Here is a 26,905-nt window from a genome sequence, read left to right on the forward strand (position 1 = left end):
GCCGGCCTGGGCCTGCAGACGCTTTCAGGCCGGTTTCAGTTCCGTCGTCGATACTCTGTCAGGTGATCCTGTCACCACCGACTCGCGTAACAGTCTAGCGAGGAAGCAAAAGGATCCGTCGGGGAGGCCGAACCTCAGAGGCCGCCGCCCGGCACAATCGCGACCCGGATGGGAGGCAAGCCGCCATGACCGTCACTGCTTTACAACGACTGCTGGACTACCTGCAACGCCCGCGCGACACATCATCTGCCGCGAAACGGCCCCGGGACGAAGCCGGGGAGTTGAGCGTAACCCAGCGCGACTGTGAGCGCGCTGCCCGCGAAGACCCCTGGTTTCTTGCCGGCTGACGCCGGAAGATGCATCGCCATGCCGAGCAGGGCATTATGGAGGCTGCCACCAGCCACGAAAGGAAGCGAATATGCCTGGCCTGCACATCTACCTCGCCGGCCCCGATGTCTTTTGGCCCGACGCCCGTGAGGCCGGCGCCGCCAAGGTCACACTCTGCGACCGCTACGGCTGCACCGGTCTATTCCCGCTCGACAGCGAACTCGATCTGCAAGAACTCTCCCCTTATGACGCCGGACTTGCGATCTATCGCGCCAATATCGGACTAATGCAACGCGCCGACCTTGTCATCGCCAACATGACCCCGTTTCGCGGCCCGAGCATGGATGTCGGCACCGCCTTCGAGCTCGGTTACATGGCGGCCCTCGGCAAACCAGTCTGGGGCTACAGCCTGGACGGCCGGCTCTACAGCGACAGGGTCGCCGGTGAGGACGCCGAGATCGACAGCGACGGCATGACCATCGAACGTTTCGATATGGCCGACAACCTGATGCTGATCGGCGCGATCGAAGACAGCGGTGGCCGGCTCATCAGCGATACCGCAGAGCACAGCCTCGACGCGCACCTCGCCGTTTTTGAAAAGGTCCTGCGCCTGGCGCTCGATCGAGCATAGCAGCGACGCCTCGTCGCGAAGGACGAGGCGCCGCTGCCCGGACAAACCAATGCCTACAATCCGCCCATCAGCATGTACTTGATCTCGAGATAATCGTCGATGCCGTATTTCGAGCCTTCGCGCCCCATCCCGGACTCCTTGACACCGCCAAACGGCGCCACTTCGGTCGAGATCAGGCCTTCGTTGATGCCGACAATACCCGATTCCAGCGCTTCGGCGACGCGCCAGACCCGGCCAAGATCACGGGCGTAGAAATAGGCTGCGAGGCCAAATTCGGTGGCGTTCGCCAGTTCGATCGCCTCCTGTTCGGTGTTGAAGCGAAAGCATGCCGCGACCGGGCCAAAGGTTTCGTCCGCCGCCAGGCGCATCTGCGGATTCGCATCGGCGATCACGGTCGGCTGATAGAAGGTACCGCCCAGTTCGTGGCGCTGGCCGCCGCAGAGCAGGCGACCGCCGTGCTGCAACGCATCGGCGACGTGCTCCTCGACCTTCTCGAGGGCTGCCTGATTGATCAGAGGCCCCTGCTCGGCGCCCTCTGCGAAGCCGTCGGCTACCTTGAGGCCGGATGCCGCTTTTGACAGCGCCGCGGTGAAATCATCATAGATGGCGTCCTGCACCAGGAAGCGGTTGACGCATACGCAGGTCTGGCCCGTATTGCGGTATTTCGATGCCATCGCGCCCTTTACCGCGACCTCCAGATCGGCATCGTCGAAGACGATAAAGGGCGCGTTGCCGCCCAGCTCCAGCGACAGTTTCTTGACCGTATCGGCGGCCTGGCGCATCAGCAGCTTGCCGGTCGCGGTGGACCCGGTGAAGGAAATCTTGCGCACCGCCTTCGAGGCCATCAGTGCCTCGCCGATTGCCCGGGTATCGCCGGCCACGACATTGAACACCCCGGCCGGTATGCCCGCCTCCTCAGCCAGCACCGCCAGGGCATTGGCGCACAGCGGCGTCTGGGTTGCTGGCTTGGCCACCAGGGTGCATCCGGCCGCCAGCGCCGCGCCGGCCTTGCGGGTGATCATCGCCAGCGGGAAATTCCACGGCGTGATGGCACCGACCACGCCAACCGGCTGCTTCGTCACCAGAATGCGGGCATCCGCCTTGTGACTTGGGATGATATCACCGTAAACGCGTTTCGCCTCTTCGCCGAACCATTCGAGAAAACTGGCCGCATAGGCAACCTCCCCCTTCGCCTCCGCCAGCGGCTTGCCCTGCTCCGATGTCATGATGGCGGCGAGGTCATCGCGGTTCTCGAGCATAAGTTCGCTCCAGCGCCGCAGACAGCGCGCGCGCTCGGCGGCCGGCTCTCGCCGCCAGCCCGCGAAGGCCCGCCCTGCGGCGTCGATGGCACGTTCCGTCTCTTCGCGTCCGCCCCTGGCCACTTCGGCCAGCGGCTCGCCCGTGGCGGGGTTGCGCAGCGTGAAAGTGGACGGCGCCTCGCACCAGCGGCCGTCGATGTACAGCCCGGGGTTGAGCAGCACAGAGTTCTTGAGTTGCATCTGGGAACGCCTCCTCGGCAATCCCGACACCCGGAACCTCAGCCGTTCTCTCGCTCCGCCTCGACCATCGGCACGCCGGTATCGTCGACTTCGACTGTCAGCAGCATCGGGCTGCAGCAGACCGGACAATCCTCGACGTACTGCTGCCGGGCTTCGCTGCAGTCGACCAGTACGCTGATCGGCTCGCCGCAGTATGGGCAGTAGAGATCCACCTCTTCCAGGGTATTCATGCCGGGCTACCTTTGGTTCTGTATGTGTCTGATCCCGGTCTTTCGACATCCTGCCGCTCCCGGGAATTCCGTATCCACCTGCATAGCGTAGTTCAGAACCCGCAGCGCACGCCTGCGACCCGTGCAGCCGGAACTTCATCTATTCAGCCGCCGGGCTGATAATATTCTCCCTGCAACGGAACCGAGGAAACGACAGAGTGGACTACACCTTGGGACGCGACGAACTGGGTCGCTGCTTCGCCGAATTTTCGATGGGACAGGAAGCCTTCGGCCGCTGGCTCGCGGAAGAACTCGGCGAGAACGCGACCCTGCTGAATCAGGTGCTCGACGCCGTCGGGGGACTGCAGGCTCGCAGGCTTCGCGAATTTCGCCTCGAAGGCAGGGAATTCTGTCTCGAGCTCGACCGCGAGGAGGCCCGGGTGCGGGCCAACAGTCTCGACGACGACACTCTTGCGTTCGATTTCGAGGACCTCGACTTTTACGACGATGAACTCGAGGCCGGCTGCGGCCTCGACGACTTCCGCGACGTGCTGCTTGCCTGGCGCGAGCTGATCGCGGGCTGACCGGCCGGCGGCTGTCTACACTGCAAGACTCTCTGACCGGCCCCAAGGAGAACCACTGTGCAGCTTCCCGTACTCCTTCTGTCACTGATTGCGGCTCCCGCCTTCGCCGCTATTACCGATGCCCCGCCCGCGCCGACCAGCACGGTGCGGGTCGTGACCCTGACCGATCAGCTGGAGCGTCCCTGGGGTATGGCGTTTCTGCCGGACGGCTCGATGCTGGTCAGCGAGAGACCCGGACGGCTCAGGCGTCTAAGCGCCGATGGCGAACTGTCGCCACCGATAGCCGGGCTGCCCGATATCGCGGTCAGGGGTCAGGGCGGACTGCTGGATATCGCCTTGCATCCGGACTTCGCCCGCAACCGTCAACTCTACTTTGCCTATGCCGCCGGCGAGGGCCTGCTGGGAGATTACGGTACCGAGGTCGCCAGCGGCGAACTGCGCGGCGAGCGGCTGGAAAATGTCAGGGTGATATTCCGGGCCAGCCCCAAGGCCGGCGGCGGCCGCCATTTCGGCGGCCGCCTGCTGTTCGACCGCGACGGACTGCTCTACATCAGCCTGGGCGAGCGCGGCGATCGCGACCGCGCGCAGGACCTGGGCGACCACAACGGCTCGGTGATCCGCGTGCGCGACGATGGCTCGGTACCCGACGGCAACCCCTTCGTCGGTCGCGCCGGCGTGTTGCCGGAGATTTACAGCTATGGCCATCGCAATGTCCAGGGGCTGGCGCTGGACGCCGACGGCACCACCGTCTGGGGCCTGGAGCACGGTCCCCAGGGCGGCGATGAGATCAACCGGCTGGCGCCGGGGCTCAACTACGGCTGGCCGGTGATCACCTATGGCGTCAACTACGGTATCGGCACCAGCATCGGCGAAGGCACCGCCCGGGAGGGCATGGAGCAACCGGTGTACTACTGGGATCCGTCCATCGCTCCCTCGGGGCTTGCCTTTTACCGCGGCGACAGGTTCCCCCGTTGGCAGGGCAACCTGCTGGTCGGCGCGCTCAAGTACGAGCTGCTGTCACGGCTGGTGCTGGAGAACGGCGAAGTGGTGGCGGAAGAACAGCTGCTCAAGGGTGAAATCGGCCGTATACGCGATGTCGATGTCGGCCCAGACGGCTACGTCTACCTGCTGACAGACGAGAGCCCGGGCAGGCTGGTGCGGCTGGAGCCTGGCCGGGAATAAAACCGGCGCCAGTCCAGGCCATTCGCAGCGAGGAAGTGCCCGTGAGTTTGGGTACGCCGCGCCCACTTATCCCAGCCCCGTAGGAGACGCGCCCTGCGGCGAACGAAGCCAGCACCGTGCCAAACCATTTACAGCGGGGAAGTGCCGTAAGTTTGGGTACGCCGCTCCCTCATCCAGTTCACCATGGTATCCGTACTCCCCTGCGCCTTGCGCCTAGAATACCCCGACGGCTTTCAGGATACCGATCGAGCTGATCAGGATCAGCACCGCGCCCAGCACCCGGAAGAACAGCGGCGTTTCAGACCTGACGAGATAGGCGTGAAAACGCTCGCCGACAAGATGACCGACCAGGGCGCAGGGCAGCAGCCAGAGGTGATGAATCAGCTGCAGATCGACCCCGGCAATCAGGAAGGACGTCATCTTGATCACGACGAGAATGAACCAGAGCACGAACAGGGTATCGCGCAGCTGATGTTTCGCGACATGAGTGGCGTACACCGCAACGATCAGCGGCGCACCGATCAGCGAGGTGCCGCTGACATAGCCGCCCAGCATCAGGAAAAGGTTGTCGACCCAGGGATGGCTGCTGCGAAACGGCCGGTTAAGCACGTAGCCGGTGGCGTAGACGATGACGATGCCGAAAATGACGCCGGTCATGATCTCGGACGGCAGAGTCAGCAACCCGAAGACACCGATCAGCTTTGGCACGATCATGATCTTCAGCGAGTGCCGGAGATAGGTCCAATCGATATTGCCGGAGTTATTGCCGTTTGCGGAGCGCTCCCCCGCCACCTTGCGATACCCTCGCCAGGCGATCCAGCTGGAGAACACCAAAAGATGCACTCCGATGATCGGCAGGAATACCAGCGGCCGATCCAGTATCAGCAGCAGAAACGGCAACGACAGCACCGCGCCGCCGAAACCGAGTCCGGAGCGCACGAAACCGCTCCAGACAAACGTGAGCCCGATCAGGGCGTATTGCCACCACAGCAGGTCGGCCATCGCAGTCTCTCGAAATCCGTGTCGTTCGGGACGCGCAGGGTATCACCCTTTCGATGGCTATTCGATCAGCCCGCTGCCGTCGAACTCGACCGAGACCACGATCACATCGGCGTAGCCGACGGTGATGCCGAGCGCCCGCAGCAGCGGTTCAACGACATCGAGTGCCAGTTGCGCGATCAGGTCACCGACCGCCGGCAACAGCGAAGCGGTAAGAAGGTCCAGCACATCGCCGATCACGGCCCCGAGCAGCGTGCTCCCCAGAACATCGACCGAAAGGTCGAGCTCCAGTCCTGACAGGCTATCGTCGAGGGTATCGCCAGGGCCCGCACTGACCCCCTCCTCCGTATAGGGGAGCGGCTGCCGCGGCAGCAGGACAGTATGACCGACCGCCTGCTGACTGCTGACTGGCGCCTCGACCGCGACATTGACCTCGACCGGCACCGTCACCAATGCCAGCCGCACCCCGGCCGCCAGGTTGACCGGCTGAGAAGGGTCGCCGAAATCCGAAGGATCAGCCGGGGCGCCGCCGTCTCCTATTGTCAGGTTCGCCACCGATGGCCGGGTCTCGAAATCGAGCCGGACTTCGGCGTCCGCAAGGCTGCACCCATCTGCCTCGAGCAGGCGAGATTCAGCCCTGGCAATGTCGACATGGATCCCCAGACTGCCGACGTCCAGGTAGATCAAACCAAGGTCCAGTCCACCCTCGAGCAGCGTGGCCCTGATATCGAGCTCGATCTGCGCGGTCTCGACCGAGGCCATCCAGTCGTCGCCGACGCCAGCGGGCAACAGCCCGAAAGTGTACCGTGGCGGCTCGACGATGGTGAGCCCGACGCCGAGGCCCGCAACGCCAAGATCGGCGGCCAGCCCCGGTATCTCGATAAAGTGGCCCTGGTTGGCGGCCAGGATGGCGCCGGTCACCAGCCCATAGAGGTCGACTTCGGTCGCCAGCGCCGCGCGCTGTATCTCCCCTTCCATCGCCCCACTGGAGCCGCTGGCAAGCGCCAGCATATCGGAGAGGGTCAGCGATAGACCGGTCGCGGCCGCGCCCTGCAGCTGCACCAGGGCCGCCCGGACGTCGGCATCGGCCAGACTCTGCGAATCGAGTGCGACAATGGTTGCCGCCAGCAGGTCCGCAAGCCCGACCTCGGTCGCCAGTACCTCGTCCAGGGTGCCAACCTCGAGATCGACGTTCAACAGTCCCTCGGCATCCGCCGCCGCCAGCAGACTGCCCAGGGTCAGGCCGGCGCTCGCCAGGCCTTCGTAGCTGAGCACATTGACGCTGCCGCCGAGCAACGCGCCCAGCAGCGAATTGGTGAGATCGACATCGAGCAGGCCAGAACCGAGCCCGAAACCCACCGCCATACGCTTGTATACGGCTGCCGCCGCGCCAAGATCGACCTCGCCGCCCCAGAGGCCCCCGGCCAACAGGCTGGCGGGCAGCGTACGGCTCAGGCTGACGCGGCCGGCCGGCTGATAATCGCCACCGGCGGCCAGCTGCCAGTGGTTGTCGGCGATTGCCGCCTCGCCGAAGCTGAAGCTGGCTTCGCCGGAACTGGCGTCGAAGCCGTTCAGCGCCAGGTTGTCCAGCGCCAGCCCCTCGAGCCCGTCCCGGTCGGTAACACCATCGAGGTAGCAGCCGCCCCGTGACATGGCCAGCGCCGCCAGGTCCGCCTGGGTCTGCAGCTCGCGCTGCGCGAAGAACAGACGCGCGCTGTCGATGGCGAACGCCGCGAACAGGAGCGCGCTCAGCAGCAGCAGTAACGCGCTGAGACCGATGGCCCCGCGCTGCCGGCAATGCCTCATTCGTCGGAGAACGCCTTGTCGACGAAGTATTCCGGAACCGGATGGCCGAAGCTCTCGACCATGCGTCGTTCGGCTTCGCGGGCAGCGCCGGGCGACAGCCGGTCGCTGGCGGCGGTGGCCTGGCGGCCGCTGCGCTGAAGTTCGAGCCAGTGCCGCGTGTCCTCGCCGATTTCCGGTACGGGCCGGGCATCCGGCTCCTGCGCCAGGGCAGAGGTCGCCAGCAGCGATAGCAGCAGTAAGCCGGGAAGCACAGGGACCGCTTCTCGACAGGCCACCAGCATACCGTCGAAGCGGCGCCTCGATTCCGGCCCGCGCTGCAAGCCACAGTCTGATTGGAACTTATTCGCAGGCTCCTTAATCATGCGATTCTCCAGAGGTCAGGGGATTGAAACGCGGGATCGCCGCCAGATACAGGTCCCGCTCGGCGTCCGGCCAGCCGAAACGGCGCTCCAGCGACCTTGCCGCCGCGGCGTCGCGGTTCTTCAGCAGCAGAAACCAGAGGTTGCGCGCCGCCGTCTCGTGACGACTGTCGAGCTCCAGCGCGGTGGTCAGTTCATCCCTCGCTTCCCGGTCGCGTCCGGTCGCCAGCAGCAGAAACCCCAGATCGTTGCGGACATCGGCATCGGTCGGGATCCGTTCCCGCGCCATGCGCAGATGCCGCAGCGCCATTGCCGTTTGCTGCTGCTGCGCCGCTATGCGACCAAGCCCGTGGTGTGCCTGACCGGACAGGCAGCTGCCCTCTAGCCTTTCATAGAGCGGTCTGGCTTCGCCGAAACGCCCCATATCGCGCAGGATGTCTGCACGCAGTAGCCGGTACGTCGGCGTATCGGCCGGCAGGCCGTCGAGCGTGGCCAGCGCCGAGTACAGTTGCCCCCTGGCACGCTGCTGCCGCACCATCGACAGTTTGACGCCCAGCTTTGCGGCAATCGGCTCGCCGCAATAGCCCGTCGGTTGTCGCGGCTCCGCTATCTGCGCTGTCGCCTCGCGCGGATGCAGCGACGTCGTGGCGCCGCAGCCTGCAAGCATCAGCATCAGTGTCGCCAAACCCAGTGTTCTCATTTTTCCTACCCCACTCCCTGCAGCGCCTGGACCAGGGCGAGAAACCCAGGCCCGGCCAGCACCAGCAACAACGCCGGGAACAGCAGCAGCATCATCACCGCCGACATCCGGCCCGACAGCTTGCTTACCCGCTCATGCAGGCAGGTACGGCGCCGGTCCTGCAACAGCTCTGACAGGTCGGCGAGCGCGCCCGACATGCCGCCGCCGGTCTCGGACACCTGAGTCAGCAGCAGCATCAGATCCTGGAAGCCATTCGACTGCGACAGGCGCGCCACGTCACCGAGCGCCCGCTCGCGGGTCTCGCCGGATTCGATCTTGGCCCTGACCGCACCCAGCTCCCGCTCCACATCCGGTGCCAGCGGCCCGATTTCACGGCTAAGGGTGCGCAGCATGCTTTCGAGAGACATGCCGACCTCCCAGAGGATGCGCATGATCTGCAACACCAGCAGCAGCTGTTCGTCGATGCGCGCCGCCCGCGCCGCCACCTGCCAGCGCAGCCAGCGTATCAGCGCCCAGGCCCCGCCAGCGGCGGCGAAGACCTGCAGCAGCAGTTGCTGCAGCAGCGCCAGGTCGCGCTGCCAGCCCCAGTAAAACGCCAGAAGCTGCACAACCAGCCAGAACGCCGCCAACTGCAGCAGCGCCAGCACCTGCTCGCGATTGCTGATGCGGCCAGCCTGACGCAACAGCAATGAAAGTTCAGCCAGAGGCTCGCGCTGGCGACGGCGCTTGCGCCAGAACTCCTGCCCCTGGGCCAGCAGCCGGCCGCTACCGCTGCGCTCGCGCACCGACTCGGCCAGCCGCGTTTCGATGCGCCGGCGCAGACGCCTGGCACCTGCCCACCAGACCAGCGTCATGCCCGCCGCACCCAGCACCAGGCTGGACAGGATCAACCACTGCTGAAGCGTCATCCCGCTCATCTAGATGGACCTGATCATGCGCCAGAGCGTCAGCACGCCCGCTACCTGCATGCCGGCGCCGGCCAGCAGCAACTGACGTCCGCCGTCATCGCTCCACATCCGCAACAGGTAGTCGGGACTGACCAGCATCAGGTAACCGGCCATCATCAGCGGCATGGCGCCGAGGACCAGCGCGGTAAACCGCGTTTCGCCGGTCATCGCCCGCAGCTCACGCTGAGCCCGCTCGCGCTGCTGCAGCAGCTTGACCAGATTGTCGAGCGCGGCAACGATACTGCCGCCGTACTGGTGATTGATGTTGAACACGGTGGCGACAAGATCCAGCTCGGGCAGGTGGATCCGCCGCGCCTCGTGACGGAAGGCGTCGGCCAGCTCGTCACCCAGCTGCGCCCGCTGCAACGCCCGCTGCAATACCTGCCGCAGCGGGTCCTCGACGTGCAGGGCCGCCTGCTGAACGGCCTGGGACAGGTTTGCGCCAACCGTCATGCGACGCACGATCTGGTTGACGAAGCCCGGCAACTCCGCCAGCAGCGCCCGCTTGATCGAGGCCCGCCGCAGCGCCAGCAATCCCACAGCAGCGGCACTGAGCAGCCCCGCGCAGGCCGCGCCCGCCAGCACGCCGGCGGCGCGATAACCAATCCCCGAGCCCGCAACGACCAGCAACACCAGCGCCACCAGCAGCGGTCGCGGCACCAGGTACAATAGCTCCGGCCCTTGCCGGCCCTGTCGTGCACCCGGCCTGGCTGCTTTCGCCGGCGGCTCTCCACGGCCGGCAAACCACAGCAAGATTGCCGCCAGCAGTGCCAGGCCCGCCGCCAGCATCATCATGCGCGGTTCCTCTCCTGCTTCCTGCGCAACGCCGGCGAAGGCGCGTCCACGACGGTGAAGCCCTCCTCTTCGGCATCATATTCAAACAGCGGCTGAGTCCGGATCATGCCATCGGCGACATCCTGAACCTCGATGATATCCGTGACCAGACGCCGACCGTCCGGCTGCCGCGAAACATGCACCACCAGATCGAGGGAGGTGGCGATGATCTGCCGGACCAGGGTCTCGGTGGCGCCGAAGCCGGACAACGTCACCATCATCTCGAGGCGCACCAGAGCATCCCGCGCCGAATTGGCGTGCACCGTGCTCATCGAGCCGGCGTGACCGGTATTCATCGCCTGCAGCATATCCAGCACCTCGCCACCGCGGCTCTCGCCGAGAATTATGCGGTCCGGGCGCATACGCAGGGCATTCTTGAGCAGGTCACGCGCGCTGACCTCGCCATGGCCTTCGCTGTTGGGCGGCCGTGTCTCGAGGCGCACGACATGACCGTTGCGCAGCTTCAGCTCGGCCGCGTCCTCGATGGTCACCACCCGCTCGCCCTGACCGATGTACTGGCTGAGAACATTGAGCAGCGTGGTTTTGCCGGAACCGGTGGAGCCGCTAATGAGGATGTTGCAACGCTGCCGCACCGATTCCACCAGGAAACGGCTCATCTGCATGTCCAGCGAGCCGCCGCGAATCAGGTCCTCCATGGCGAGGGCGTCATGGCGAAACTTGCGCACCGACAGGCAGGGACCGTCGATCGACAACGGCGGGATAATGGCGTTGATGCGGCTGCCGTCCGGCAGGCGGGCGTCAACCATCGGGCTGGACTCGTCGATACGGCGACCCAGCGGCGCCACCATGCGACGGATCACCCGGAGCACGTGATGGTCGTTGATGAAGCGCAGCGGCGCGCGCTCCAGGCGCCCCTGACGCTCGACGAAGACATCGCGCGGACCGTTGATCAGGATATCGTCCACCCCGGGGTCATCGAGCAGTGCCTGCAACGGACCGAAACCGAGCATTTCATCGAGCAACTCCGCCACTAGGCTGCCCGCATCCTGCTCGCTCCTGTGGATTTCGTGCTCTGCCAGATAGGCGCGGACGTAGTCCAGCACATGGGGGTGCAGCTCGCCGCGCTCCATCTCGAACATCAGCCCGTCCTCCTCGAGCCGCTCGATAATGTACCGATGCAGGCTGGCCTTCAGGCTCAGCCGTTCCTCATCGTGAAGGACGTCCAGCTGCCGGCTGGGCAGCGCCAGGGAATCGCCGAAAAGGTCCATCAACCGGTCCTCTGGGTCAGTCTGCGCCACCAGGACTCCGGCTCGCGCAGCCACAGCGCCCGATCGACGGCATCGGCCAGTGGCGCCAGTTCCTGGGGCGGCGGCAGCAACGTGCCCGCGTTGATATGGGTCAGCAGTTGCGCGCACCAGGGCAGGGCTCCGCGCAGGGGCAGCGGGATCTGTGCCTGCACGGTCTCGCGGCCCGGCAGCACGTGGCGGTGGCAGGGCGCCAGCAGCAGGTTGACACCGCCGGGCCTGATGCCCTGGCCGAACAGATGAGCGGCCAGATCGACAGCCGCGGCCAGGCTGCGGTGTTTCTGATCCGCCAGCAGCCAGTGCTGGTCGCAGCGCGCCGCAATAAGGTCGAGCAGCGGCGACGGCTGCACCCCGGTAAGGTTGAACAGCAGATGATCGTAATGGGTTTCGAGCCGTTCCAGTGTCGCCTTCAGCGCCTCGGCACTGATCTGGCCAAGTCCGCTGTCGCTCCCGAGCCCAACGACGTCGATGCCGGCTGTCGCCTCGAGACCCTGCTCCCGCAGCCAGCCGGGCGACAGGCGCTGGCGGTTTTCCACCAGATCCAGCAACCCCGCCCCGGGCCTCGCATCGAGATAGGCGGCAACATCGGTCTGCGGCATCGCAAGATCCAGAATCAGTACCCGGCCCGCGCCTCGCTTTTTCAGCGACCAGGCGGCATAGATCGCCACCACCGCGCCATCGCAGTCGTTGCGGCCCGACAGCAGCGCCAGGGTTCGCGCCGGCGAATAGGCCTGGGGACTGAACAACCGGTGCAACAGATCCTTCAGCTCATCCAGTCCGGTCAACCGCACGCAGGCCGGTCGCTCGGCGTCGTGCCAGTGCCCCGAATCCGTCATATCGACCAGCACCACGGGGCGGGGGGCGAACAGCCGGATCAGGGCCGCAACTTCGCTGTCGGGCCAGTCCGAGACCAGCAGCACCAGCCCCCGAACATCGCTTGACTGCAGCCGCGAAGCGGCATCGTCCGGTCGCGCCAGCCACTCCAGCGACATCCCCTCCGGCACCTGTTCGCCGATGCGCCCACGCAGGTCGCCATGACGGCAGTAGGCCAGCAGCTTCATGGGCGCGTATCCCCGGCAAACCCCATACCCGGTGGCATCGATGCCCGGGTGCCGGGCGCCGGATCCAGGAACAGCAGACGGGCAAAGCCCGGCTCGTAATCGCGATAGATCTCACCGGGCAGCGGCGGCAGCTCGGCATCCCGTGCAAAGGGCCGCACCAGATACGGCGTCACGATCATCAGCAACTCCTTGTCGTTGCGCTCCAGACGCGTGGAACGGAAAAAGGCGCCCAGAATCGGGATATCACCGAGCAACGGCAGCTTGTCGACGTTCTTCAGCGTATTGCGGCTGACCAGGCCACTGATGATAAAGCTCTCGCCGGCGCCAAGCTGAACCGTGGTATCGGTGCGCCGGACCTGCAGCGCCGGCACGGAAACTCCGGCGGCCTGAAGGCCGTCGACGAAATTGAGTTCGCTGACCTCGGGCGCGACCTTCAGCAGGATGCGCTCTCCCGGCAGTACCGTCGGCGTGAGGCTGAGCCGTATGCCGAATTCCTTGAAATCGACGCTGATATCGCCGTCGTCGGAGCTCTTGGGAAAGGGGAATTCACCGCCGGCCAGAAAGAACGCCGGCTGCCCGGACAGCGAAACCAGGCTGGGCTCGGCCAGGGTATAGGCGAAGCCGTTGCTGGCCAGGGCGTTGATAGTCGCACTTAGCGACCTGTTGGCCCCGTCTCTTATAATCCCCAGACCAGAGCCAGACACTAGATCGTTAACGCCGTTCAAGGGTTGTTGGTTGAATCCGACTGCACGTGCGCGATCGCCAGACGCCGTAACCCTGCGAAACAGGAAACCGCCGTCGAGCGCTTCTAACGCCTGCTTGCTGACCTCCACCACCTTGATATCGGTCTGCACCTGTATATTGTCGACCGCCACCGCGTCGGGATAGACCTGTAGCTCGTACTCCCGCGGCTGCGACCAGCCGCGCACCCAGATCAGCAGGCTGGTTTTCCCAGCGCCCTTGCCGGTCACCATCAACTGTCGGCTCGACAGCACCTGGACGCCGGCGACATCCGGCTCTCCCACCGCTACCCGATCGATAGGGCCATTGAGGTCGATGGTTTTCTGGCCGCCGACCGTCAACCGGTATTCCATCGCCGAAGCCGGCGCTACCGTAACCAGCGTCAGCGCCACTATCAGGATTCGCAACAGCATCGGACCTCCCTGTACCACCGGCACCGGCTCAACGGCGGGTGCTGACCAGTTGCTTCTCTTCGCCAAGATAAAGTTCGACCCTGGGCCGTGCCCGAACCACCCGGGGCGGCGGTGGCGGCGGAGGTGCCGTCACCGGTTGCGCCACCAGCGTCTTCAACGCCGTGGTATAGGTCTGGTTCTGATCGGCGCGGGCGTCGCGCAGCTTTTCCTGCTGCCCGACCACCGACAGCCTCAGCGTGCCGCTGCTCTCCGCCAGCAAAAGCGCCGAGGTCCGCTCGTCCGGCACCGCCAGCACCACCGACCGGGATCGCTCCTGGCGCTCCTGTTCGTCATCGCCGATCAGCTCCGGGCCGTAGGCCAGCACCTGCACATTGCTCAGCAGACGTCGTGCGGTACTGCTGTCACCGGACTCGCGGTTCGCCTTGAGATAGAAAAGCACGTCGACCCAGTCGCCCGTCCGCAGATGGCCACCGACCGCCGTCACCTCGTCGACCTTGATCGCAAGCGCCCGGTACCCCGGCTCGAGCGCATCATGCAACGGCCGCTCCGGTTCAAGCATCGACGCTTGAAGCCGGCTGCCGGCTGGCACCGGTCGGGACAGCACCCGGCCGTAGAAGGGTTCGGCATCCTGCAGGTCGGGCTCATTGCGTTGTAAAACGCGACTCTGCGCCAGTTGCTCGGGGGCAAGCACCGTGCCTTCAGGCAGATCGCCGACGAAAACCCATACCACCTCGGTCGGTTCCTGCACGGCCGGGGGGACTGCCTGCGGTGCCATCGGCTGATCACCGAACTGCAGGCTGTACAGCCCCAGCGCCAGTGCCAGACCGAACAACAGAATGGCGAAGAGTCTGAGAAAGCGAACCTGCATGGTGTGGCTCCTTCAGAGGTCCAGGCTTGCCACCGTTCTCAGCTGATCCGGAACCGGCAGCATCAAAGGCGGCAAAAACGGATAGGTTTCGTAATTCCAGGTCAGCTCGACCCGGCAGCAGCCGCCGGCGGTATCCGTGGTGCTGATCAGCAGGGCATCATCCAGCGGCTGGCCGAAGAAGCTGCCGAGGCTGGTTGAGCTGGCATTGCGCGCCAGCTCCACGAGGCTGGCGCGCACCCCGCTCTCGACCTCGTTGCGCACCGAAGCGGTATCGCAGCCGGCCGTGGTGAAATAGCAGCTTTCATCGACAAAAGAGACCGATTTGCGCAGGCCTTCCTCGGCCGAATACTGCAGCATCTGGTTGGCGGAAAAAATCAGCCCGTAATTTACGATGGCGTAAAAAATCAGAAAAAAAACCGGAAAAACCAGAACAAACTCAATTCCGGCTGCGCCTCGCTGGCTATACGGATTTACCATCCTTTATCTCCGGCAACCATTATAATTGAGCAAATCATCAAAAACGGCGCATAGGGGACTTTTTCAACTTTTGCTATTTTTCCGAATATAAACGTCGATAAAAAAGAGCCAGCAATGATTATTAGCATCTGGACAGGAAGAAAAACTATACAAAGCGCTAGCAATAACTTCATGTCACCAGCACCCAGTTCACACCTGCAGTACCCTGGCAAGGTTATGACCAGAACCAGAAAAATCGAACGAACGACATCAGGCGCAGCCAACACTTCACCGGCCGGACTGACCCCTCGGATAATCAGTGACAAGAGGGAAATCAGTACTAACCCGGCAACTGCCAGGTTCGGTATTCGCTGGTGCTTGTAGTCAAAGACAGCAATCAACAGCAAAACGCCAAAGAAAGCTATAAAAATCAATAATTTAAAATAAAACCATCAGAACGAAGTTAGCGCCGTCTGGATCGAATTAAAGACAGCCTCAATCTTTTCATCAATGCCTCCGGCTCCTATAAAGCCAGCTAGCACAACCGCCACCATCACAGCAATCAACGCATATTCGATACCGCTTGCGCCGTCTTCATCACGGAAGAAACGGTTTATTCCGCCGCGAACGCGGCAATAGAAGAGATTCAGCTTGCTCATCATAATCCCTCAAAGTCCCGTGTCATTTTCAGCCCGGACTTCACCGAATGCCAAACTCCTTGGCGCTCGATCGAGCTTAACCGCAAACAGATTTATTCCGTATCCGTTCCGCGACAGAATACAAAGATAAAAGATGCAGGTCACGCACTTTTTTAAAAAATCAGCTTACATTTTTCTGACATTCAGACTCGCAAAGGCTAGCGTCCGTATAAAAGCAGAAGCGATTTTTGCCGCCTGTCTTCGCCTGGTACATGGCCGTGTCCGCGGCCTTCAAAAGCGCCTCCGGCGTCTGGGCATCGCCGGGGGCACGGGCGATACCGATGCTGGCCGATACGCGGCACCAGTGCCCGTCGCAGTCGTAGGGCTCCGAAAGGGTACCGATCAGTTTGCCGGCAATCCGCTCGAGTATGCCGGTGTCCTCGAAAGCGCCGTGCAGCAGTACCACGAATTCGTCGCCGCCCAGCCGGAACACCTGATCCTCGTGCCGCAGCGCCAGCCGCATGCGGTTGGCGGCCCCCTGCAGCAGGCGGTCGCCGGCGTCATGCCCCCAGGTATCGTTGACGGCCTTGAAGCCGTCCAGATCGATGAACAACAGCGCCTGTTGTCCGCGCCGCCTTTCGTGGCGGGCAATCTGCTGTCCGAGACGCTCATTCAGTGCCCGTGCGTTCTGCAGCCCTGTCAGCGCATCCCTGTAGACATCCCGAAACAACCTGCGTTTGGTGCCCTGCTCCTCGGTAATATCGATCTGGCTGCCGACAAGATGCCAGCCCGCGGCACACAACTGCCACTGACAGGAGGTTTTCAGGATCCGCACCTCGCCGTCATCCTGCCGCTGTACGCGAAGTTCCAGCTCCCGCCCCTCGGCACCGGGACGGGCAATCAGAGCCTCGAATGCGGACAGGTCGTCCGGCAAAAGCCGCGCTTTCCAGTCCGGCAGCGAAAAATCCTTCTCCGGCACCACACCGTGCAGCCGAAACATCACCGGATTCCAGTCCAGCCGGCTCTTGTCCGGCACCCACTCCCAGACACCGACGCCAGCCACCGACGTCGCCAGCGACAGCCGGCGGTTGGCGAGCCTTAACGCTTCGCCACCGCGCTCAAGCCGCCGGCGGTAACTCAGCGTGGACAGCAGCAGACATGCGACCAGCAACAGCAGGACTGCGACCGCAAGCAGCCCGCCCTGCTCCGCCCACAGAGAGCGCACGGAGTCAGATAACCGGCCAAGTGTTAGGGTCAGAAAATTCATGGATCGTCCCTGTCCATTGCCTTCGCATTCGCATTCGCTACGCAGCAGGGTGCGACCGGAAGCATTAAAATTGCGACGTCCCTGTCGCGACGGGCTGACAAGCTACCGGCCTCTCCAGCAAGGTCGGAGCGGTCTCTCCCTGCAGACTCTCGCCCGGCATGCGACAACCGCGCAGACCAGGCCGGTGGAATACGGCATCGCCAGAACAACCGGAACGAAGCGTTCGGAAGGTGCAGCGTATCGACGCTGCCGGTATCGGGAGAAAGCCGATACCCGAATGCCCTTCGAAACACCCTGTTCGAAAGATCCTCGGGCCAACGGCTCGTGATGGTTCACTCTCTTTCGGTGGTCCGGCCATCCGCTACTGGGATCCGAAACTTTGCGCCACCCGATTACTCGGATTTTGCCGTTATCGAGAGAGGATCTTTGTAGAAAGCTATACCGTAACTCAATCGTTACCGTAGCCGGATCCGGGATCCGGCACTCACCGACACTATAGCAGTCGCTCGGCAGCGCTTTTAGAAGGATTTATTATAAAAACCTACTGTCGCATTACAGATACAGTTGTCGACTCGAACCGGGTCACTCCCGGTTACCCGTTCATGTGCTGTAAAGTGGGCCTGCCCAAAGCTCGTTAGACTGTGAACTGGCCCTGACCATGTTCACGGCTCAGCCGGTCACAACCTGCAAACAGGGAGAGAGAAATGCACCGCCCAACCAGACTCTGGCTATTAATGCCGCTGATGCTGCCAACCGCGCTGCAGGCCTCCGAGCCGCTGCTGGAAAGCCACTATGAGGCGCGCTACCGGGGCTTCGACCTGGAGCTTGCCCGCACACTGACACCGCTGGGCAATCAGCGCTATCGCTTCGAGTCCATCGCCGACAGCGCGCTGGCCCGTATCGAGGAAAGCAGCACCTTCACCCGCGACTCCCGCGGCAAGTGGACGCCTCTGGAGTACAGCTACCGGCAGAAAATCTTCGGCCTGAGCAAAGGCTACGAGCTGAAGTTCGACGAATCTGCAGGCAAGGCAACCTACAGTGACGGCGATGGGAAAAAGCAGATCAGCATCGAGCCCGACACCCTGGACCCGCTGCTGTACCAGTTGCGCATGCAGCACGATATCGCCCGCAAGCGCGGCAGCTATAGCTACCATTTTCTACGCCGCACCAAGCTCAAACAGTATTCCTTCAAAGTCGAAGGCCAGGATGTGCTGACGCTGAATGGCGAAGGCGTCGAAGCGATGCGGCTGGTGAAAGACGACGGCGCCGACGACACCCGCATCTGGTTCAGCGAGACCGACGGCTATCAGCTCACCCGCATGACCTATACCGACGACGGCGAAACCTACGAGATCAAACTGGACCACGCCAGCACCTCCCCGGCATTCGCCGACTGGATTGCGGAGTGACGCGGGGATGGATGGCGGGAGCGGCACCTACCGCGAGCGGGTATCATGGGTTGTTCGTGGCTGACGCCGCTTCCCACGGGTCCCGTTCGTGCTTGCCGTATCCGACCTGACCATGGAGGCTGTCAGAAACCCTGAACGCCCCCACTCGGACCAGCCTCCAACCACCCGCCCGGGTCAGGGCGGCGTATCGGCGACCAGTCGCGCGGGTGAGATCAGCACGCCGAACTGCTCGCACCAGACCACAACGCTGCCATAATCGGCGAGGTCCGTTCCGGGGGGCACCGGGTAGTTCTGGCTGCCGCTGAACGCCTTCAGCCGCCCCAGGTCGACGAACATCGTCTCGTCGACCGCGGTGTCGGGCCCGACGTCGGCGTCGGGCACGAGATAGAGGTGGTACTTGGGCCCCGGCCCGACCTCGAAGTCGGACTCCAGGTGCACCAGGTTTTGGTAGACCTGGACGCCGCCCCGACCATGGTGGAGCGGGTCCTTCGGATCGGCGTGTATGAAGCGCCCGGCCGCGACCCGCGCGCCGGTGACGAGACCGGTCAGCTGCTCGTTGACCGGCGCCGGCGGGAACAGGTACGGGAACGCGACGATGCCGAGCGCGAAACCGGCCGTTACGCCCAGCATCGCGCCGAGCAGCAGGCCGATGATCAGATTTTTCATACGCCAAGCTCCGTTCACCTATACCGATGGCTCAAGTGTAGCCCCCGGTCGTGCGACCGTGCCCGACCGCCCTTCAGCGGCTCACTCCCCCGCCGTTCGGATCGGCCAGCAGCGCTGGAGGGATTCGCGACGAGGGCGTCGTTCCTACCGAAGGGCGCGTCCCTGTGCCCTACCGCTCACGACTTACCACTCACCCGTCCATCACACCCTGTGGTAGATCTCGGCGCCGCTTTCGCGGAACTCCTCCGATTTCTGCTGCATGCCGGCTTCCGCCTCGAGGTTGATCGCGGCGATCTGACTGTCGTCCAGCTCGCGCACCTCCTGACTGATCTTCATCGAGCAGAATTTGGGGCCGCACATCGAGCAGAAGTGCGCCACCTTGGCCGACTCCTTCGGCAACGTCTCGTCGTGGTAGGCGCGGGCGGTATCCGGATCCAGACCGATGTTGAACTGGTCTTCCCAGCGGAACTCGAAACGCGCCTTGGACATGGCGTTGTCACGGATCTGCGCGCCCGGATGCCCCTTGGCGAGATCCGCGGCATGGGCGGCGATCTTGTAGGTGATGATGCCGGTCTTGACGTCGTCCTTGTTGGGCAGCCCCAGGTGCTCCTTCGGCGTCACGTAGCAGAGCATGGCGCAGCCGTACCAGCCGATCATCGCCGCGCCGATACCGGAGGTGATGTGGTCGTAGCCTGGGGCAATGTCGGTGGTCAACGGCCCCAGGGTGTAGAACGGCGCCTCGTCGCATTCCTGAAGCTGCTTGTCCATGTTCTCCTTGATCATGTGCATCGGCACGTGACCGGGGCCCTCGATCATTACCTGCACGTCATGTTTCCAGGCAATCCTGGTGAGCTCGCCCAGGGTTTCAAGCTCGGCGAACTGGGCCTCGTCGTTGGCGTCGTAGACCGAGCCCGGACGCAGGCCGTCGCCGAGCGAGAAGGCGACATCGTAGGCCTTGCAGATCTCGCAGATTTCCTCGAAATGGGTGTAGAGGAAGTTCTCCCTGTGGTGCGCCAGGCACCATTTCGCCATGATCGAGCCACCGCGGGAGACGATGCCGGTCATGCGCTTGGCGGTCAGCGGCACGTACGCCAGCCGGACGCCGGCATGAATGGTGAAGTAGTCGACGCCCTGCTCGGCCTGTTCGATCAGGGTGTCGCGGAACACCTCCCAGGTCAGATCCTCGGCAACGCCATTGACCTTCTCCAGCGCCTGGTAGATCGGCACGGTGCCGACCGGCACCGGCGAGTTGCGCAGGATCCACTCGCGGGTCTCGTGGATGTTCTTGCCGGTCGAGAGGTCCATGATGGTGTCGGCGCCCCAGCGGGTGCCCCAGGTCATCTTGTCGACCTCTTCCTCGATCGACGAGGTGACCGCGGAGTTGCCGATATTGCCGTTGATCTTCACCAGGAAGTTGCGGCCGATGATCATCGGCTCGAGTTCCGGGTGATTGATATTGCACGGGATGATGGCACGCCCTTCGGCCACCTCCCGGCGCACGAAGTCCGGGGTGATCTGGTCCGGTAGGCGCGCGCCGAAACTCTGCCCCGGGTGCTGCCGGGCGACGCTGCTGCCCTCGGCACGGGCCTTGGCCAGCTTCATGTTTTCGCGAATGGCGATGAACTCCATCTCCGGCGTGATGATGCCTGCGCGTGCATAGTGCAGCTGGGTGACATTGCCTGACCGGCCATCTTTCAGGGGGCGTGCCCGGCGCGGCTTGCGGGTCAGCTCGAAACGCAGCGCATCGAGACTCGGATCGGCTTCGCGCTGACGGCCGTAGTCGCTGGAAAGGCCATCAAGCAGCTCGGTATCGTCGCGCTCCTCGATCCAGGCCTGGCGCAGCGGAGCCAGCCCCTTGCGTACATCGATGCTGGCTGCCGGATCGGTGTAGGGACCGGAGGTATCATAGACATAAAGCGGCTCGTTCTTCTCGCCGCCAAAACCGGTGGGCGTTTCGTCGAGACTGATTTCACGCATCGGCACACGGATATCGGGGCGGCTGCCCTCGACATAGACCTTGCGTGACTTGGGAAACGGCTGCACCGATGCGGTATCGGCAACCGGACCACGACTGAAGGGCCTGTGCTGCTCTGTCATTGTTGCTGTCCTCTTGATTGGCTCTTGTTTTGCTCTGAATGACGCCGACATCCTGTCGACAAGGGAAAAATCGCCTGTTCTGGCCAAAGGATCCCCAACCCGCCGAAAAAGGCAGGGGGCGGGGGAAAACTCGGGTTATCGGGTGCTCAGCTGTGAATCAGGAGCTCAGGTCGAGCCCCATCTGCCAGAACGCCCCTTCCATCCGGGTCGCGGTTCGGAAGATTCCGGCCAGCTCCTCGAGCCGGCTCTGTGGCAGATCGCGGCACAGCTGCTCGAGCAGCTCGACCTCGGCCGCGGCCACTGCCTGGTACTCGTCACTGGCGTACATCTCGATCCAGCTGCGGTAGGGGTTGCCGTCGAGACGGGTCCACGACTGTGACATGAGCCAGTTGGCGACCTCGGCGTAACCGACGATGCAGGGCGCCAGTGCCGCGTGCAGGTCGGCAAGATCGCCGGCCAGGCCGCAGTCCAGCACGTAACGGGTATAGGCGACGGTCGCCGCGGCTTCGGGCAGGCGCTGCAGGTCCTGTTCGCTAATACCCCAGTCGGCGCAGTACTGCACGTGCAGGCCAATCTCGGTATCCAGCATGGCGTTGATGCCCTGCTGGGCGTAACGCATCTGCTCCAGCGTGCGGCTCTTGTACACCGCCAGTCCCCAGGCGCGGCTGAACTGCAGCAGAAACAGATAATCCTGCTTCAGATAGTGCTGGAAAGAGGCCTTGTCCAGACTGCCGTCGCCCAGGCCGCGGACGAAGTCATGCTGAATGTAGGCATCCCAGTCGGGCCGGGCCGCAACCTTGAGCCGTTCGAATAGGGTCATCGCGTCCTCCTTACTTCGGCGCGATGGCATAGCTCGCCACGTCCGGGTTGGTTTTGGTCAGCCCCTGGGCCTGCATGAAGGCACCGACACGCTGGTATCGCGCCTCATCCAGCGCCGCCGGGCGCAACGCGAAACGGCTCAGGGTATCGGCCCAGGCGCGCCGGTTCAGTTCGCTGTCCAGATCCTTCTTGTAGCCCTTGAAGCTTTCCCAGGCCTCGTCCGGGTGATTGACGATGTACTGGGTCGCCTTCTCAAGCGCCGTCATGAAACGGCCGTACTTGGGGTTTTCGCGTTCTGCGTTGTTCACCACCAGCACCAGTTCGTCGTAGGCCGGCACGCCCTGCTCCTCGACGTAGAAGGCGCGCGCGGGGTGCCCTTCGATATCGAGCTGATTGAGCTCGAAGTTGCGGAAGGCGCCGATAACCGCATCGACCTTGCCGGCGATCAGCGACGGCGACAGCGACCAGTTGACGTTGACCAGTTCGACATCCTCGAGCGTCAGGTTCTGCTGTCCGAGCATGGCCTTGAGCAGCGTGTCCTCGAAACCACCGACCGAGTAGCCGACCTTCTTGCCCTCGAGATCCTTGACCGACTCGATACCGCTGCTCTCGAGCACCACCAGCGAGTTCAGCGGCGTCGCCACCAGGGTGCCGACCCGGGTCAGCGGCAGACCCTGATCGACCTGAACGTGCAGCTGCGGCTGATAGGACACCGCCATATCCGCCTTGCCCGCGGCCACCAGCTTTGGCGGCATCGACGGATCGGCCGGCTCCTGCATCTCGACCTCGAGATCCTGCTCGGCGAAGTACCCCTTCTGCTGGGCGATGATCAGCGGACCGTGGTCGGGGTTGATGAACCAGTCAAGCAGCAGCGTGACCTTGTCCGCAGCCAGGGCATTGGCGCTCAGCAGCGTGCCGGCCAGTACGCCGGCCAGCTTGGATTTCAGCGTTTTCATGCAAGCGATTCCTTGTCGTTATCGTTGTCGAACAGGGTTTCCGGCTGCCAGGGCATCAGCCGCTTCAGCAGCCGGTCGATGAGGAAATAAAGGCCGACCGCCATCACCGCGAGCACCAGCAGCGCGGCGAACATCAGGTCCACCTGCATGCGCGCGTTGGCGTGCAGCATCAGGTAGCCAAGGCCGGTGGAGGATCCAACCCACTCGCCGACCACGGCACCGATCGGCGCCACGGAGGCAGCGACCCGCAACCCCGACCCCAGCGCCGGCAGCGCCGCGGGCAGGCGGATCTGCAGCAGCAGGCTGCGTCTGTCGGCGCCAAGCGTGCGCGCGAGCTCGAGCCAGCCGCTCGAGGTATGGCGCAGACCGTCGTAACAGGCCGCAGTCACCGGGAAGTAGATGATCAGTGTCGCCATCGCCACCTTCGACGCCATGCCGTAGCCGAGCCAGAGCATCAACACAGGCGCCAGCGCGAACACCGGAATCGACTGACTCACCACCAGCACCGGCAACAGCCAGGGACGCAGCCGACGAAACCAGATCAGCGTCAGGGCACTGCCGAGCCCCAGCAGCACGCCGAACAGCAGCCCGAGCAGAATCTCCGCCAGGGTGACGCCGGCATGCTCGAGCAGCAGCCCGCTGTTGCTTCCCAGCGCATCGAGCACCAGCAGCGGCCCCGGCAGAATGAACTTCGGCGCCGCGGTGACCCAGACCAGCAGTTGCCAGATCGCACAGAGACCGGCGGCGACACCGAGGCCACGCAAGACGCTCATGCCGGCGCCTCGGTCAGTTGACGCAGCAACTGTCCCTGCAGCGCCAGTACCTGTGGCTGGTCAACCGCCCTGGGCGTCGCTCCGGCCGGTACGATCGGATCGGTGAGCCGCGCCGGATGTCCCTGCAACACCAGCACCCGGTGCCCCAGCCGCAGCGCTTCCAGCGGATCGTGGGTAATCAGCAGCACGGTACGGTCCGCCAGCAGGTGCGCCGCCAGGTCCTGCAGCCGCAGCCGCGTTACCGCATCGAGCGCAGAGAACGGCTCGTCCATCAGCACCAGCGGCTTGTCTTCCATCAGCATCCGCGCCAGCGCCACACGCTGCCGCTGGCCGCCGGACAGCGCAGCCGGAAAACGCGCTTCCAGACCGGACAGGCCGACCTGACTGAGCAGGTAACGCGCCTGTTCACGCTGTTCGCAGGCAGGCCGGCCCTGGCGCAGCCGGGGCCCGAGCAGCACATTGTCGAGCACACAGAGCCAGGGCAGCAGCAGATCCTGCTGTGCCATCCAGGCGATTCTGCCCGTCAGTGGCCGGCCGTCGTCGGTTTCGATGCGAGCGCGCGCCTGCATCCCCTCGGTGAGGCCTGCCAGCAGGCGCAACAACGAGCTCTTGCCGACGCCGGACTGACCGAGCAGACAGGTCCACTGGCCGGCGGGCAAATCGAGGTCCAGGTCGCTGAAAAGACTGCGCCCCTGCCAGGCCAGACTGGCATTGCGAATACAAACCGCGGGCACCGGCTTACCACCAGCGGTGGAAGTGATGCACCGGACCGTGGCCCGAGCCGATCTCGAGCCGGTCCGCCGCTTCGATTGCGGCGCTGATGTAGATCTTGGCATCGCGAATGGCGGTTTCGGTATCGAGCCCGCGCGCCAGGCCCGCGGCGATGGCCGACGACAGCGTGCAACCGGTGCCGTGGGTATTGCGCGTGGCGATACGCGGCGCCGGCAGCCAGATTTCACGCACGCCGTCGCAATATAGATCCGCGCTCTGACTGCCCTCGAGATGGCCGCCCTTGAGCAGAACCGCACCAGGCCCCAGTGCCAGCAACGCCCGGGCGGCATCGAGCATCTGCCCTTCGGTTGCGGGTTCGTCGATGCCGAGCAGTACCGCAGCTTCCGGCAGATTGGGCGTTACCACCGACGCCATTGGCAGCAGGCGGCTTCGCAGGCTCTCGATGGCACTGTCAGCCAGCAGCTTGTCGCCGCTTTTCGCCACCATCACCGGGTCGAGTACGATATTGCGCGCACCATAAGCGGACAGTTCGTCGGCCACGACCGCAATCGCCTCCGCCCGGCCCAGCATGCCGATTTTGGTGGCGCCGATGGCCAGATCGTCGAACACTGTGCGAATCTGACTGCAGATGAATTCGGGGGGGACATCCTGGATCGCGCGCACTTCGCGGGTATTTTGGGCCGTCAGGGCCGCAATCACCGAAGCGCCGTAGGCGCCGAGAGCGGAAAAGGCCTTGAGATCGGCCTGAATACCGGCACCGCCGCCGGAATCGGATCCGGCAATCGTCAGGGCAATGGGACAGGGCTGGCTGGACATGGTCGTCTCCTGCTGCAAAACCGCGACGGGGCGAGATCGACCAGAAGAACGACGGAAAGAGACTGGTGCCGACATCTCGATTTCCTACGCCGGTGCTAACCGGGTCAGGTTCAACGGGTCTGATCTCAGCCCGTCCGACCGCCGCACGCTGTTGCGTGGCAGGCCTGTCCGGGCACCCCGACAAGAATGGACCCTAGTGTATGTGCAGCGGGGCGCACCTGTCCATGCCAGTGCAAAAGGTTTTTGGCCGCTTCTGGAAAATCCGGTAAATTCGGAGAAAAACCGCTGTAAATGATCTGAAACAATGAAATAAGATTCAAACCTAACTTATTGATTGACGTTTAAAGCTGTAACGGTGAATTAACAATTTTTAGGAATTTTTCCTATATCAAAATTTTGCCATGGGTCCATAATGATCAACGTGGATCTCCTGTTCAGGGAATGAATAGCAAGGAAGGCCTCGTAAAGCGCACAGGAAAAACGGACGTTCGCAGGACGCAACTCAGCGCACGGAAAATGGAAGCCAGCTTAGAGGGCATGATGACGGAACATCATGCCCTCTTTATTTTTGCCCCGGATATGACTGCCGATGACCCGCAACGGGTCGCGATCCGCCCCTGCCCTTCTACTGATTCATTGTGCTCAAGGTCTTACCGGTTCATCAGGCTCTGGAGAGAATCCCGGGGTGCAGCCGGTTGACACCAGGCATGCCTGAGCCGGTTCGCGACGAATTGAACGCCAATCCGGTCGGGTGACGGGGAGTGGCTGCGGATTTCAGGTCGCCCGTTCGAGCGCAAGGCGGTCGCCCGCGATGGTCTGAACCTCGTAACGGCTCCAGAGCTGACGCGCCAGCTCGGAAACCGCTTCGCGCTGCCCGCCGGCAATCCAGCGCGCCAGAGCACCGGCGACATCGGGATAAGGCCCAGGCTCCGGGTTGGACTGGCGTAGCCAGCCGGCCAGTTGTCCGGGATCGAACTGCTGCTGCATCACCGTCGCCATACCAAGTTCCGCCATGATGTCCGCGTTGGACAACTGCTCCACCTGGCCCAGATAGGGTTTGCTCAGCAGCTTTTTGCCGTATTGCACCGTCTCGCTCGCCAGACCAAAGCCGCTGTTGCTGATGACGCCGGCGCAGCTGGCGAGATCCCGCTCGAAGCCGTCGCGACAAAACGGCCGAAAATGAACGTTGCCATCCGTCTGAGGCCTGTCGACCGCGCTATACACCACGAAGCGGTGATCGTCGAAGGGGCGAAACCAGCGCAGCAGCTCATCCCGGGGTTCGTACGGCAGATACACCAGAATCTTGTCCGCTTCCAGCGTCACCGGGTATCGCGGCGGCGAAATCAGCGGCGGCAGTATCGGCTGTCCGAAATGATGCCAGTGCAGGCCGATGGCGGTATCGACCGGTGCAATCGAGCGAATCGCGGCGCGGGTACCACGGCTCTGATGGCCACCGGGCAGTCGGTGATTGAAAACGTACTGGTGGGCAATGCCCAGGCTCGGCACGCCGCGCCTGCGCGCAGCCCAGGCCGTGACCGGTTCGAAGTCGCTGATCACCAGGTCGTATCCACCCAGATCCAGCTTGCGGATATCGCGAAAGAGCTCACGCAGGCTGTTGCCGAACAGCGTGCCGGGAACGTCGATACGGCCGCCGGGGCGATAGCGAAAGGTGAGCCCGCGACGGCAGGCATAATCACCGAAGGGTTCCATGTCGAACAGCCCCTGCGGTTCCCGACCGCTGAACAGGTAGTCGACCTCCAGCCCCGCCTCGGCCAGGGCCGGGGCCATCACCCGGGCTCGGGTGATATGACCGTTGCCGGTGGCCTGTACGCCATAGAGAATCTTCATATG

Annotated in this window: 28 protein-coding genes and 2 riboswitches; of the genes, 4 read left to right on the top strand and 24 right to left on the bottom strand. The window is 63.7% G+C overall.

The window, feature by feature from the left end:
- Positions 1-418: 418 nt before the first annotated feature.
- Positions 419-958 carry a nucleoside 2-deoxyribosyltransferase gene (locus tag IEX85_RS22420; protein ID WP_188862873.1) on the top strand — a complete coding sequence of 180 codons (540 nt, stop codon included), beginning with the start codon at positions 419-421 and terminating at the stop codon, positions 956-958.
- 53 nt (positions 959-1,011) lie between these two features.
- Here the strand turns inward: IEX85_RS22420 and IEX85_RS22425 are convergent, their stop codons facing one another.
- The gene (locus IEX85_RS22425) at positions 1,012-2,457 is read right to left on the bottom strand and encodes an NAD-dependent succinate-semialdehyde dehydrogenase (protein WP_188862874.1); all 1,446 of its coding nucleotides are present in this window, start codon (positions 2,455-2,457) and stop codon (positions 1,012-1,014) included.
- A 38-nt stretch (positions 2,458-2,495) separates the two neighbouring features.
- Positions 2,496-2,687 carry a CPXCG motif-containing cysteine-rich protein gene (locus IEX85_RS22430; protein ID WP_188862875.1) on the bottom strand — a complete coding sequence of 64 codons (192 nt, stop codon included), beginning with the start codon at positions 2,685-2,687 and terminating at the stop codon, positions 2,496-2,498.
- A 197-nt stretch (positions 2,688-2,884) separates the two neighbouring features.
- Between IEX85_RS22430 and IEX85_RS22435 the strand changes: the two genes are divergently transcribed.
- Positions 2,885-3,250: a YacL family protein gene (locus IEX85_RS22435; protein WP_188862876.1), complete on the top strand. Its 366-nt coding sequence runs from the start codon at positions 2,885-2,887 to the stop codon at positions 3,248-3,250.
- A 57-nt stretch (positions 3,251-3,307) separates the two neighbouring features.
- On the top strand, positions 3,308-4,432 hold the full coding sequence (locus IEX85_RS22440; RefSeq protein ID WP_188862877.1) for a PQQ-dependent sugar dehydrogenase: 1,125 nt from the start codon (positions 3,308-3,310) through the stop codon (positions 4,430-4,432).
- A 213-nt stretch (positions 4,433-4,645) separates the two neighbouring features.
- Here IEX85_RS22440 and IEX85_RS22445 read toward each other — a convergent pair whose 3' ends face one another.
- From IEX85_RS22445 to IEX85_RS22510, 14 genes are all read right to left on the bottom strand, one after another.
- A complete protein-coding gene (locus IEX85_RS22445) occupies positions 4,646-5,434 on the bottom strand; it encodes a TSUP family transporter (RefSeq protein ID WP_188862878.1) in 789 nt (262 codons plus the stop codon).
- A 57-nt stretch (positions 5,435-5,491) separates the two neighbouring features.
- A complete protein-coding gene (locus IEX85_RS22450) occupies positions 5,492-7,237 on the bottom strand; it encodes a Tad domain-containing protein (protein WP_188862879.1) in 1,746 nt (581 codons plus the stop codon).
- Positions 7,234-7,488 (bottom strand): DUF3613 domain-containing protein, encoded by a 255-nt coding sequence (locus IEX85_RS22455; protein WP_229722067.1) that lies wholly within the window; start codon positions 7,486-7,488, stop codon positions 7,234-7,236. The genes IEX85_RS22450 and IEX85_RS22455 overlap by 4 nt, the downstream gene beginning before the upstream one ends.
- 103 nt (positions 7,489-7,591) lie before the next feature.
- On the bottom strand, positions 7,592-8,296 hold the full coding sequence (locus tag IEX85_RS22460; RefSeq protein ID WP_188862880.1) for a tetratricopeptide repeat protein: 705 nt from the start codon (positions 8,294-8,296) through the stop codon (positions 7,592-7,594).
- Between the two features lie 5 nt (positions 8,297-8,301).
- Complete coding sequence (locus IEX85_RS22465) at positions 8,302-9,213, bottom strand: type II secretion system F family protein (RefSeq protein ID WP_188862881.1); 912 nt, start codon at positions 9,211-9,213, stop codon at positions 8,302-8,304.
- Positions 9,214-10,038 carry a type II secretion system F family protein gene (locus tag IEX85_RS22470; protein WP_188862882.1) on the bottom strand — a complete coding sequence of 275 codons (825 nt, stop codon included), beginning with the start codon at positions 10,036-10,038 and terminating at the stop codon, positions 9,214-9,216.
- The gene (locus IEX85_RS22475) at positions 10,035-11,336 is read right to left on the bottom strand and encodes a TadA family conjugal transfer-associated ATPase (protein WP_229722068.1); all 1,302 of its coding nucleotides are present in this window, start codon (positions 11,334-11,336) and stop codon (positions 10,035-10,037) included. Before IEX85_RS22475 ends, IEX85_RS22470 begins: the two co-directional genes overlap by 4 nt.
- Positions 11,306-12,403 carry a CpaE/TadZ family protein gene (locus tag IEX85_RS22480; RefSeq protein ID WP_188862883.1) on the bottom strand — a complete coding sequence of 366 codons (1,098 nt, stop codon included), beginning with the start codon at positions 12,401-12,403 and terminating at the stop codon, positions 11,306-11,308. Before IEX85_RS22480 ends, IEX85_RS22475 begins: the two co-directional genes overlap by 31 nt.
- Positions 12,400-13,557, bottom strand: a complete 1,158-nt coding sequence (locus IEX85_RS22485; protein WP_188862884.1) for a type II and III secretion system protein family protein — start codon at positions 13,555-13,557, stop codon at positions 12,400-12,402. The genes IEX85_RS22480 and IEX85_RS22485 overlap by 4 nt, the downstream gene beginning before the upstream one ends.
- Before the next feature lie 28 nt (positions 13,558-13,585).
- Positions 13,586-14,425: a Flp pilus assembly protein CpaB gene (cpaB, locus tag IEX85_RS22490; protein ID WP_188862885.1), complete on the bottom strand. Its 840-nt coding sequence runs from the start codon at positions 14,423-14,425 to the stop codon at positions 13,586-13,588.
- A 12-nt stretch (positions 14,426-14,437) separates the two neighbouring features.
- Positions 14,438-14,902, bottom strand: coding sequence for a TadE/TadG family type IV pilus assembly protein (locus IEX85_RS22495; protein WP_188862886.1), 465 nt, complete (start codon positions 14,900-14,902; stop codon positions 14,438-14,440).
- The gene (locus tag IEX85_RS22500; RefSeq protein WP_268238109.1) at positions 14,896-15,315 is read right to left on the bottom strand and encodes a prepilin peptidase; all 420 of its coding nucleotides are present in this window, start codon (positions 15,313-15,315) and stop codon (positions 14,896-14,898) included. The genes IEX85_RS22495 and IEX85_RS22500 overlap by 7 nt, the downstream gene beginning before the upstream one ends.
- Positions 15,316-15,333: 18 nt before the next feature.
- Positions 15,334-15,540 (bottom strand): Flp family type IVb pilin, encoded by a 207-nt coding sequence (locus IEX85_RS22505; protein ID WP_229722070.1) that lies wholly within the window; start codon positions 15,538-15,540, stop codon positions 15,334-15,336.
- Between the two features lie 160 nt (positions 15,541-15,700).
- The gene (locus IEX85_RS22510) at positions 15,701-16,786 is read right to left on the bottom strand and encodes a GGDEF domain-containing protein (RefSeq protein WP_188862889.1); all 1,086 of its coding nucleotides are present in this window, start codon (positions 16,784-16,786) and stop codon (positions 15,701-15,703) included.
- A 341-nt stretch (positions 16,787-17,127) separates the two neighbouring features.
- Positions 17,128-17,204: riboswitch (cyclic di-GMP riboswitch) on the bottom strand.
- Between the two features lie 286 nt (positions 17,205-17,490).
- Here IEX85_RS22510 and IEX85_RS22515 point away from each other — a divergent pair.
- Positions 17,491-18,195 (top strand): DUF3108 domain-containing protein, encoded by a 705-nt coding sequence (locus tag IEX85_RS22515; protein ID WP_188862890.1) that lies wholly within the window; start codon positions 17,491-17,493, stop codon positions 18,193-18,195.
- 174 nt (positions 18,196-18,369) lie between these two features.
- Here the strand turns inward: IEX85_RS22515 and IEX85_RS22520 are convergent, their stop codons facing one another.
- From IEX85_RS22520 to IEX85_RS22555, 8 genes are all read right to left on the bottom strand, one after another.
- Positions 18,370-18,861, bottom strand: a complete 492-nt coding sequence (locus tag IEX85_RS22520) for a DM13 domain-containing protein (protein ID WP_188862891.1) — start codon at positions 18,859-18,861, stop codon at positions 18,370-18,372.
- A 201-nt stretch (positions 18,862-19,062) separates the two neighbouring features.
- Positions 19,063-20,958, bottom strand: a complete 1,896-nt coding sequence (thiC, locus tag IEX85_RS22525) for a phosphomethylpyrimidine synthase ThiC (RefSeq protein ID WP_229722071.1) — start codon at positions 20,956-20,958, stop codon at positions 19,063-19,065.
- A gap of 157 nt (positions 20,959-21,115) precedes the next feature.
- Positions 21,116-21,778 carry a thiaminase II gene (gene tenA, locus IEX85_RS22530; RefSeq protein WP_188862892.1) on the bottom strand — a complete coding sequence of 221 codons (663 nt, stop codon included), beginning with the start codon at positions 21,776-21,778 and terminating at the stop codon, positions 21,116-21,118.
- A gap of 10 nt (positions 21,779-21,788) precedes the next feature.
- Positions 21,789-22,733 carry an ABC transporter substrate-binding protein gene (locus tag IEX85_RS22535; RefSeq protein ID WP_188862893.1) on the bottom strand — a complete coding sequence of 315 codons (945 nt, stop codon included), beginning with the start codon at positions 22,731-22,733 and terminating at the stop codon, positions 21,789-21,791.
- Positions 22,730-23,506: an ABC transporter permease gene (locus tag IEX85_RS22540; RefSeq protein ID WP_188862894.1), complete on the bottom strand. Its 777-nt coding sequence runs from the start codon at positions 23,504-23,506 to the stop codon at positions 22,730-22,732. The genes IEX85_RS22535 and IEX85_RS22540 overlap by 4 nt, the downstream gene beginning before the upstream one ends.
- A complete protein-coding gene (locus tag IEX85_RS22545; RefSeq protein ID WP_229722072.1) occupies positions 23,503-24,240 on the bottom strand; it encodes an ABC transporter ATP-binding protein in 738 nt (245 codons plus the stop codon). Before IEX85_RS22545 ends, IEX85_RS22540 begins: the two co-directional genes overlap by 4 nt.
- A 4-nt stretch (positions 24,241-24,244) precedes the next feature.
- Complete coding sequence (thiD, locus tag IEX85_RS22550; RefSeq protein ID WP_188862896.1) at positions 24,245-25,054, bottom strand: bifunctional hydroxymethylpyrimidine kinase/phosphomethylpyrimidine kinase; 810 nt, start codon at positions 25,052-25,054, stop codon at positions 24,245-24,247.
- Between the two features lie 63 nt (positions 25,055-25,117).
- A riboswitch (TPP riboswitch) is annotated at positions 25,118-25,244 on the bottom strand.
- A gap of 584 nt (positions 25,245-25,828) precedes the next feature.
- The gene (locus tag IEX85_RS22555) at positions 25,829-26,902 is read right to left on the bottom strand and encodes an MJ1255/VC2487 family glycosyltransferase (RefSeq protein WP_188862897.1); all 1,074 of its coding nucleotides are present in this window, start codon (positions 26,900-26,902) and stop codon (positions 25,829-25,831) included.
- Between the last annotated feature and the right edge of the window lie 3 nt (positions 26,903-26,905).

The organism is Marinobacterium nitratireducens (assembly GCF_014645375.1).
GTDB classification, from domain to species: Bacteria; Pseudomonadota; Gammaproteobacteria; order Pseudomonadales; family Balneatricaceae; genus Marinobacterium_A; species Marinobacterium_A nitratireducens.

Excerpts from the sequence above, each read along its gene's own strand:
- IEX85_RS22450 (WP_188862879.1), bottom strand. The coding sequence starts at position 7,237 with ATGAGGCATTGCCGGCAGCGCGGGGCCATCGGTCTCAGCGCGTTACTG.
- IEX85_RS22505 (WP_229722070.1), bottom strand. The coding sequence starts at position 15,540 with ATGAGCAAGCTGAATCTCTTCTATTGCCGCGTTCGCGGCGGAATAAAC.
- cpaB (WP_188862885.1), bottom strand. The coding sequence starts at position 14,425 with ATGCAGGTTCGCTTTCTCAGACTCTTCGCCATTCTGTTGTTCGGTCTG.
- IEX85_RS22460 (WP_188862880.1), bottom strand. The coding sequence starts at position 8,296 with ATGAGAACACTGGGTTTGGCGACACTGATGCTGATGCTTGCAGGCTGC.
- IEX85_RS22515 (WP_188862890.1), top strand. The coding sequence starts at position 17,491 with ATGCACCGCCCAACCAGACTCTGGCTATTAATGCCGCTGATGCTGCCA.
- thiD (WP_188862896.1), bottom strand. The coding sequence starts at position 25,054 with ATGTCCAGCCAGCCCTGTCCCATTGCCCTGACGATTGCCGGATCCGAT.
- IEX85_RS22425 (WP_188862874.1), bottom strand. The coding sequence starts at position 2,457 with ATGCAACTCAAGAACTCTGTGCTGCTCAACCCCGGGCTGTACATCGAC.
- IEX85_RS22520 (WP_188862891.1), bottom strand. The coding sequence starts at position 18,861 with ATGAAAAATCTGATCATCGGCCTGCTGCTCGGCGCGATGCTGGGCGTA.
- IEX85_RS22535 (WP_188862893.1), bottom strand. The coding sequence starts at position 22,733 with ATGAAAACGCTGAAATCCAAGCTGGCCGGCGTACTGGCCGGCACGCTG.
- thiC (WP_229722071.1), bottom strand. The coding sequence starts at position 20,958 with ATGACAGAGCAGCACAGGCCCTTCAGTCGTGGTCCGGTTGCCGATACC.
- tenA (WP_188862892.1), bottom strand. The coding sequence starts at position 21,778 with ATGACCCTATTCGAACGGCTCAAGGTTGCGGCCCGGCCCGACTGGGAT.
- IEX85_RS22465 (WP_188862881.1), bottom strand. The coding sequence starts at position 9,213 with ATGAGCGGGATGACGCTTCAGCAGTGGTTGATCCTGTCCAGCCTGGTG.
- IEX85_RS22485 (WP_188862884.1), bottom strand. The coding sequence starts at position 13,557 with ATGCTGTTGCGAATCCTGATAGTGGCGCTGACGCTGGTTACGGTAGCG.
- IEX85_RS22555 (WP_188862897.1), bottom strand. The coding sequence starts at position 26,902 with ATGAAGATTCTCTATGGCGTACAGGCCACCGGCAACGGTCATATCACC.
- IEX85_RS22480 (WP_188862883.1), bottom strand. The coding sequence starts at position 12,403 with ATGAAGCTGCTGGCCTACTGCCGTCATGGCGACCTGCGTGGGCGCATC.
- IEX85_RS22445 (WP_188862878.1), bottom strand. The coding sequence starts at position 5,434 with ATGGCCGACCTGCTGTGGTGGCAATACGCCCTGATCGGGCTCACGTTT.
- IEX85_RS22495 (WP_188862886.1), bottom strand. The coding sequence starts at position 14,902 with ATGGTAAATCCGTATAGCCAGCGAGGCGCAGCCGGAATTGAGTTTGTT.
- IEX85_RS22510 (WP_188862889.1), bottom strand. The coding sequence starts at position 16,786 with ATGAATTTTCTGACCCTAACACTTGGCCGGTTATCTGACTCCGTGCGC.
- IEX85_RS22470 (WP_188862882.1), bottom strand. The coding sequence starts at position 10,038 with ATGATGATGCTGGCGGCGGGCCTGGCACTGCTGGCGGCAATCTTGCTG.
- IEX85_RS22420 (WP_188862873.1), top strand. The coding sequence starts at position 419 with ATGCCTGGCCTGCACATCTACCTCGCCGGCCCCGATGTCTTTTGGCCC.
- IEX85_RS22430 (WP_188862875.1), bottom strand. The coding sequence starts at position 2,687 with ATGAATACCCTGGAAGAGGTGGATCTCTACTGCCCATACTGCGGCGAG.
- IEX85_RS22540 (WP_188862894.1), bottom strand. The coding sequence starts at position 23,506 with ATGAGCGTCTTGCGTGGCCTCGGTGTCGCCGCCGGTCTCTGTGCGATC.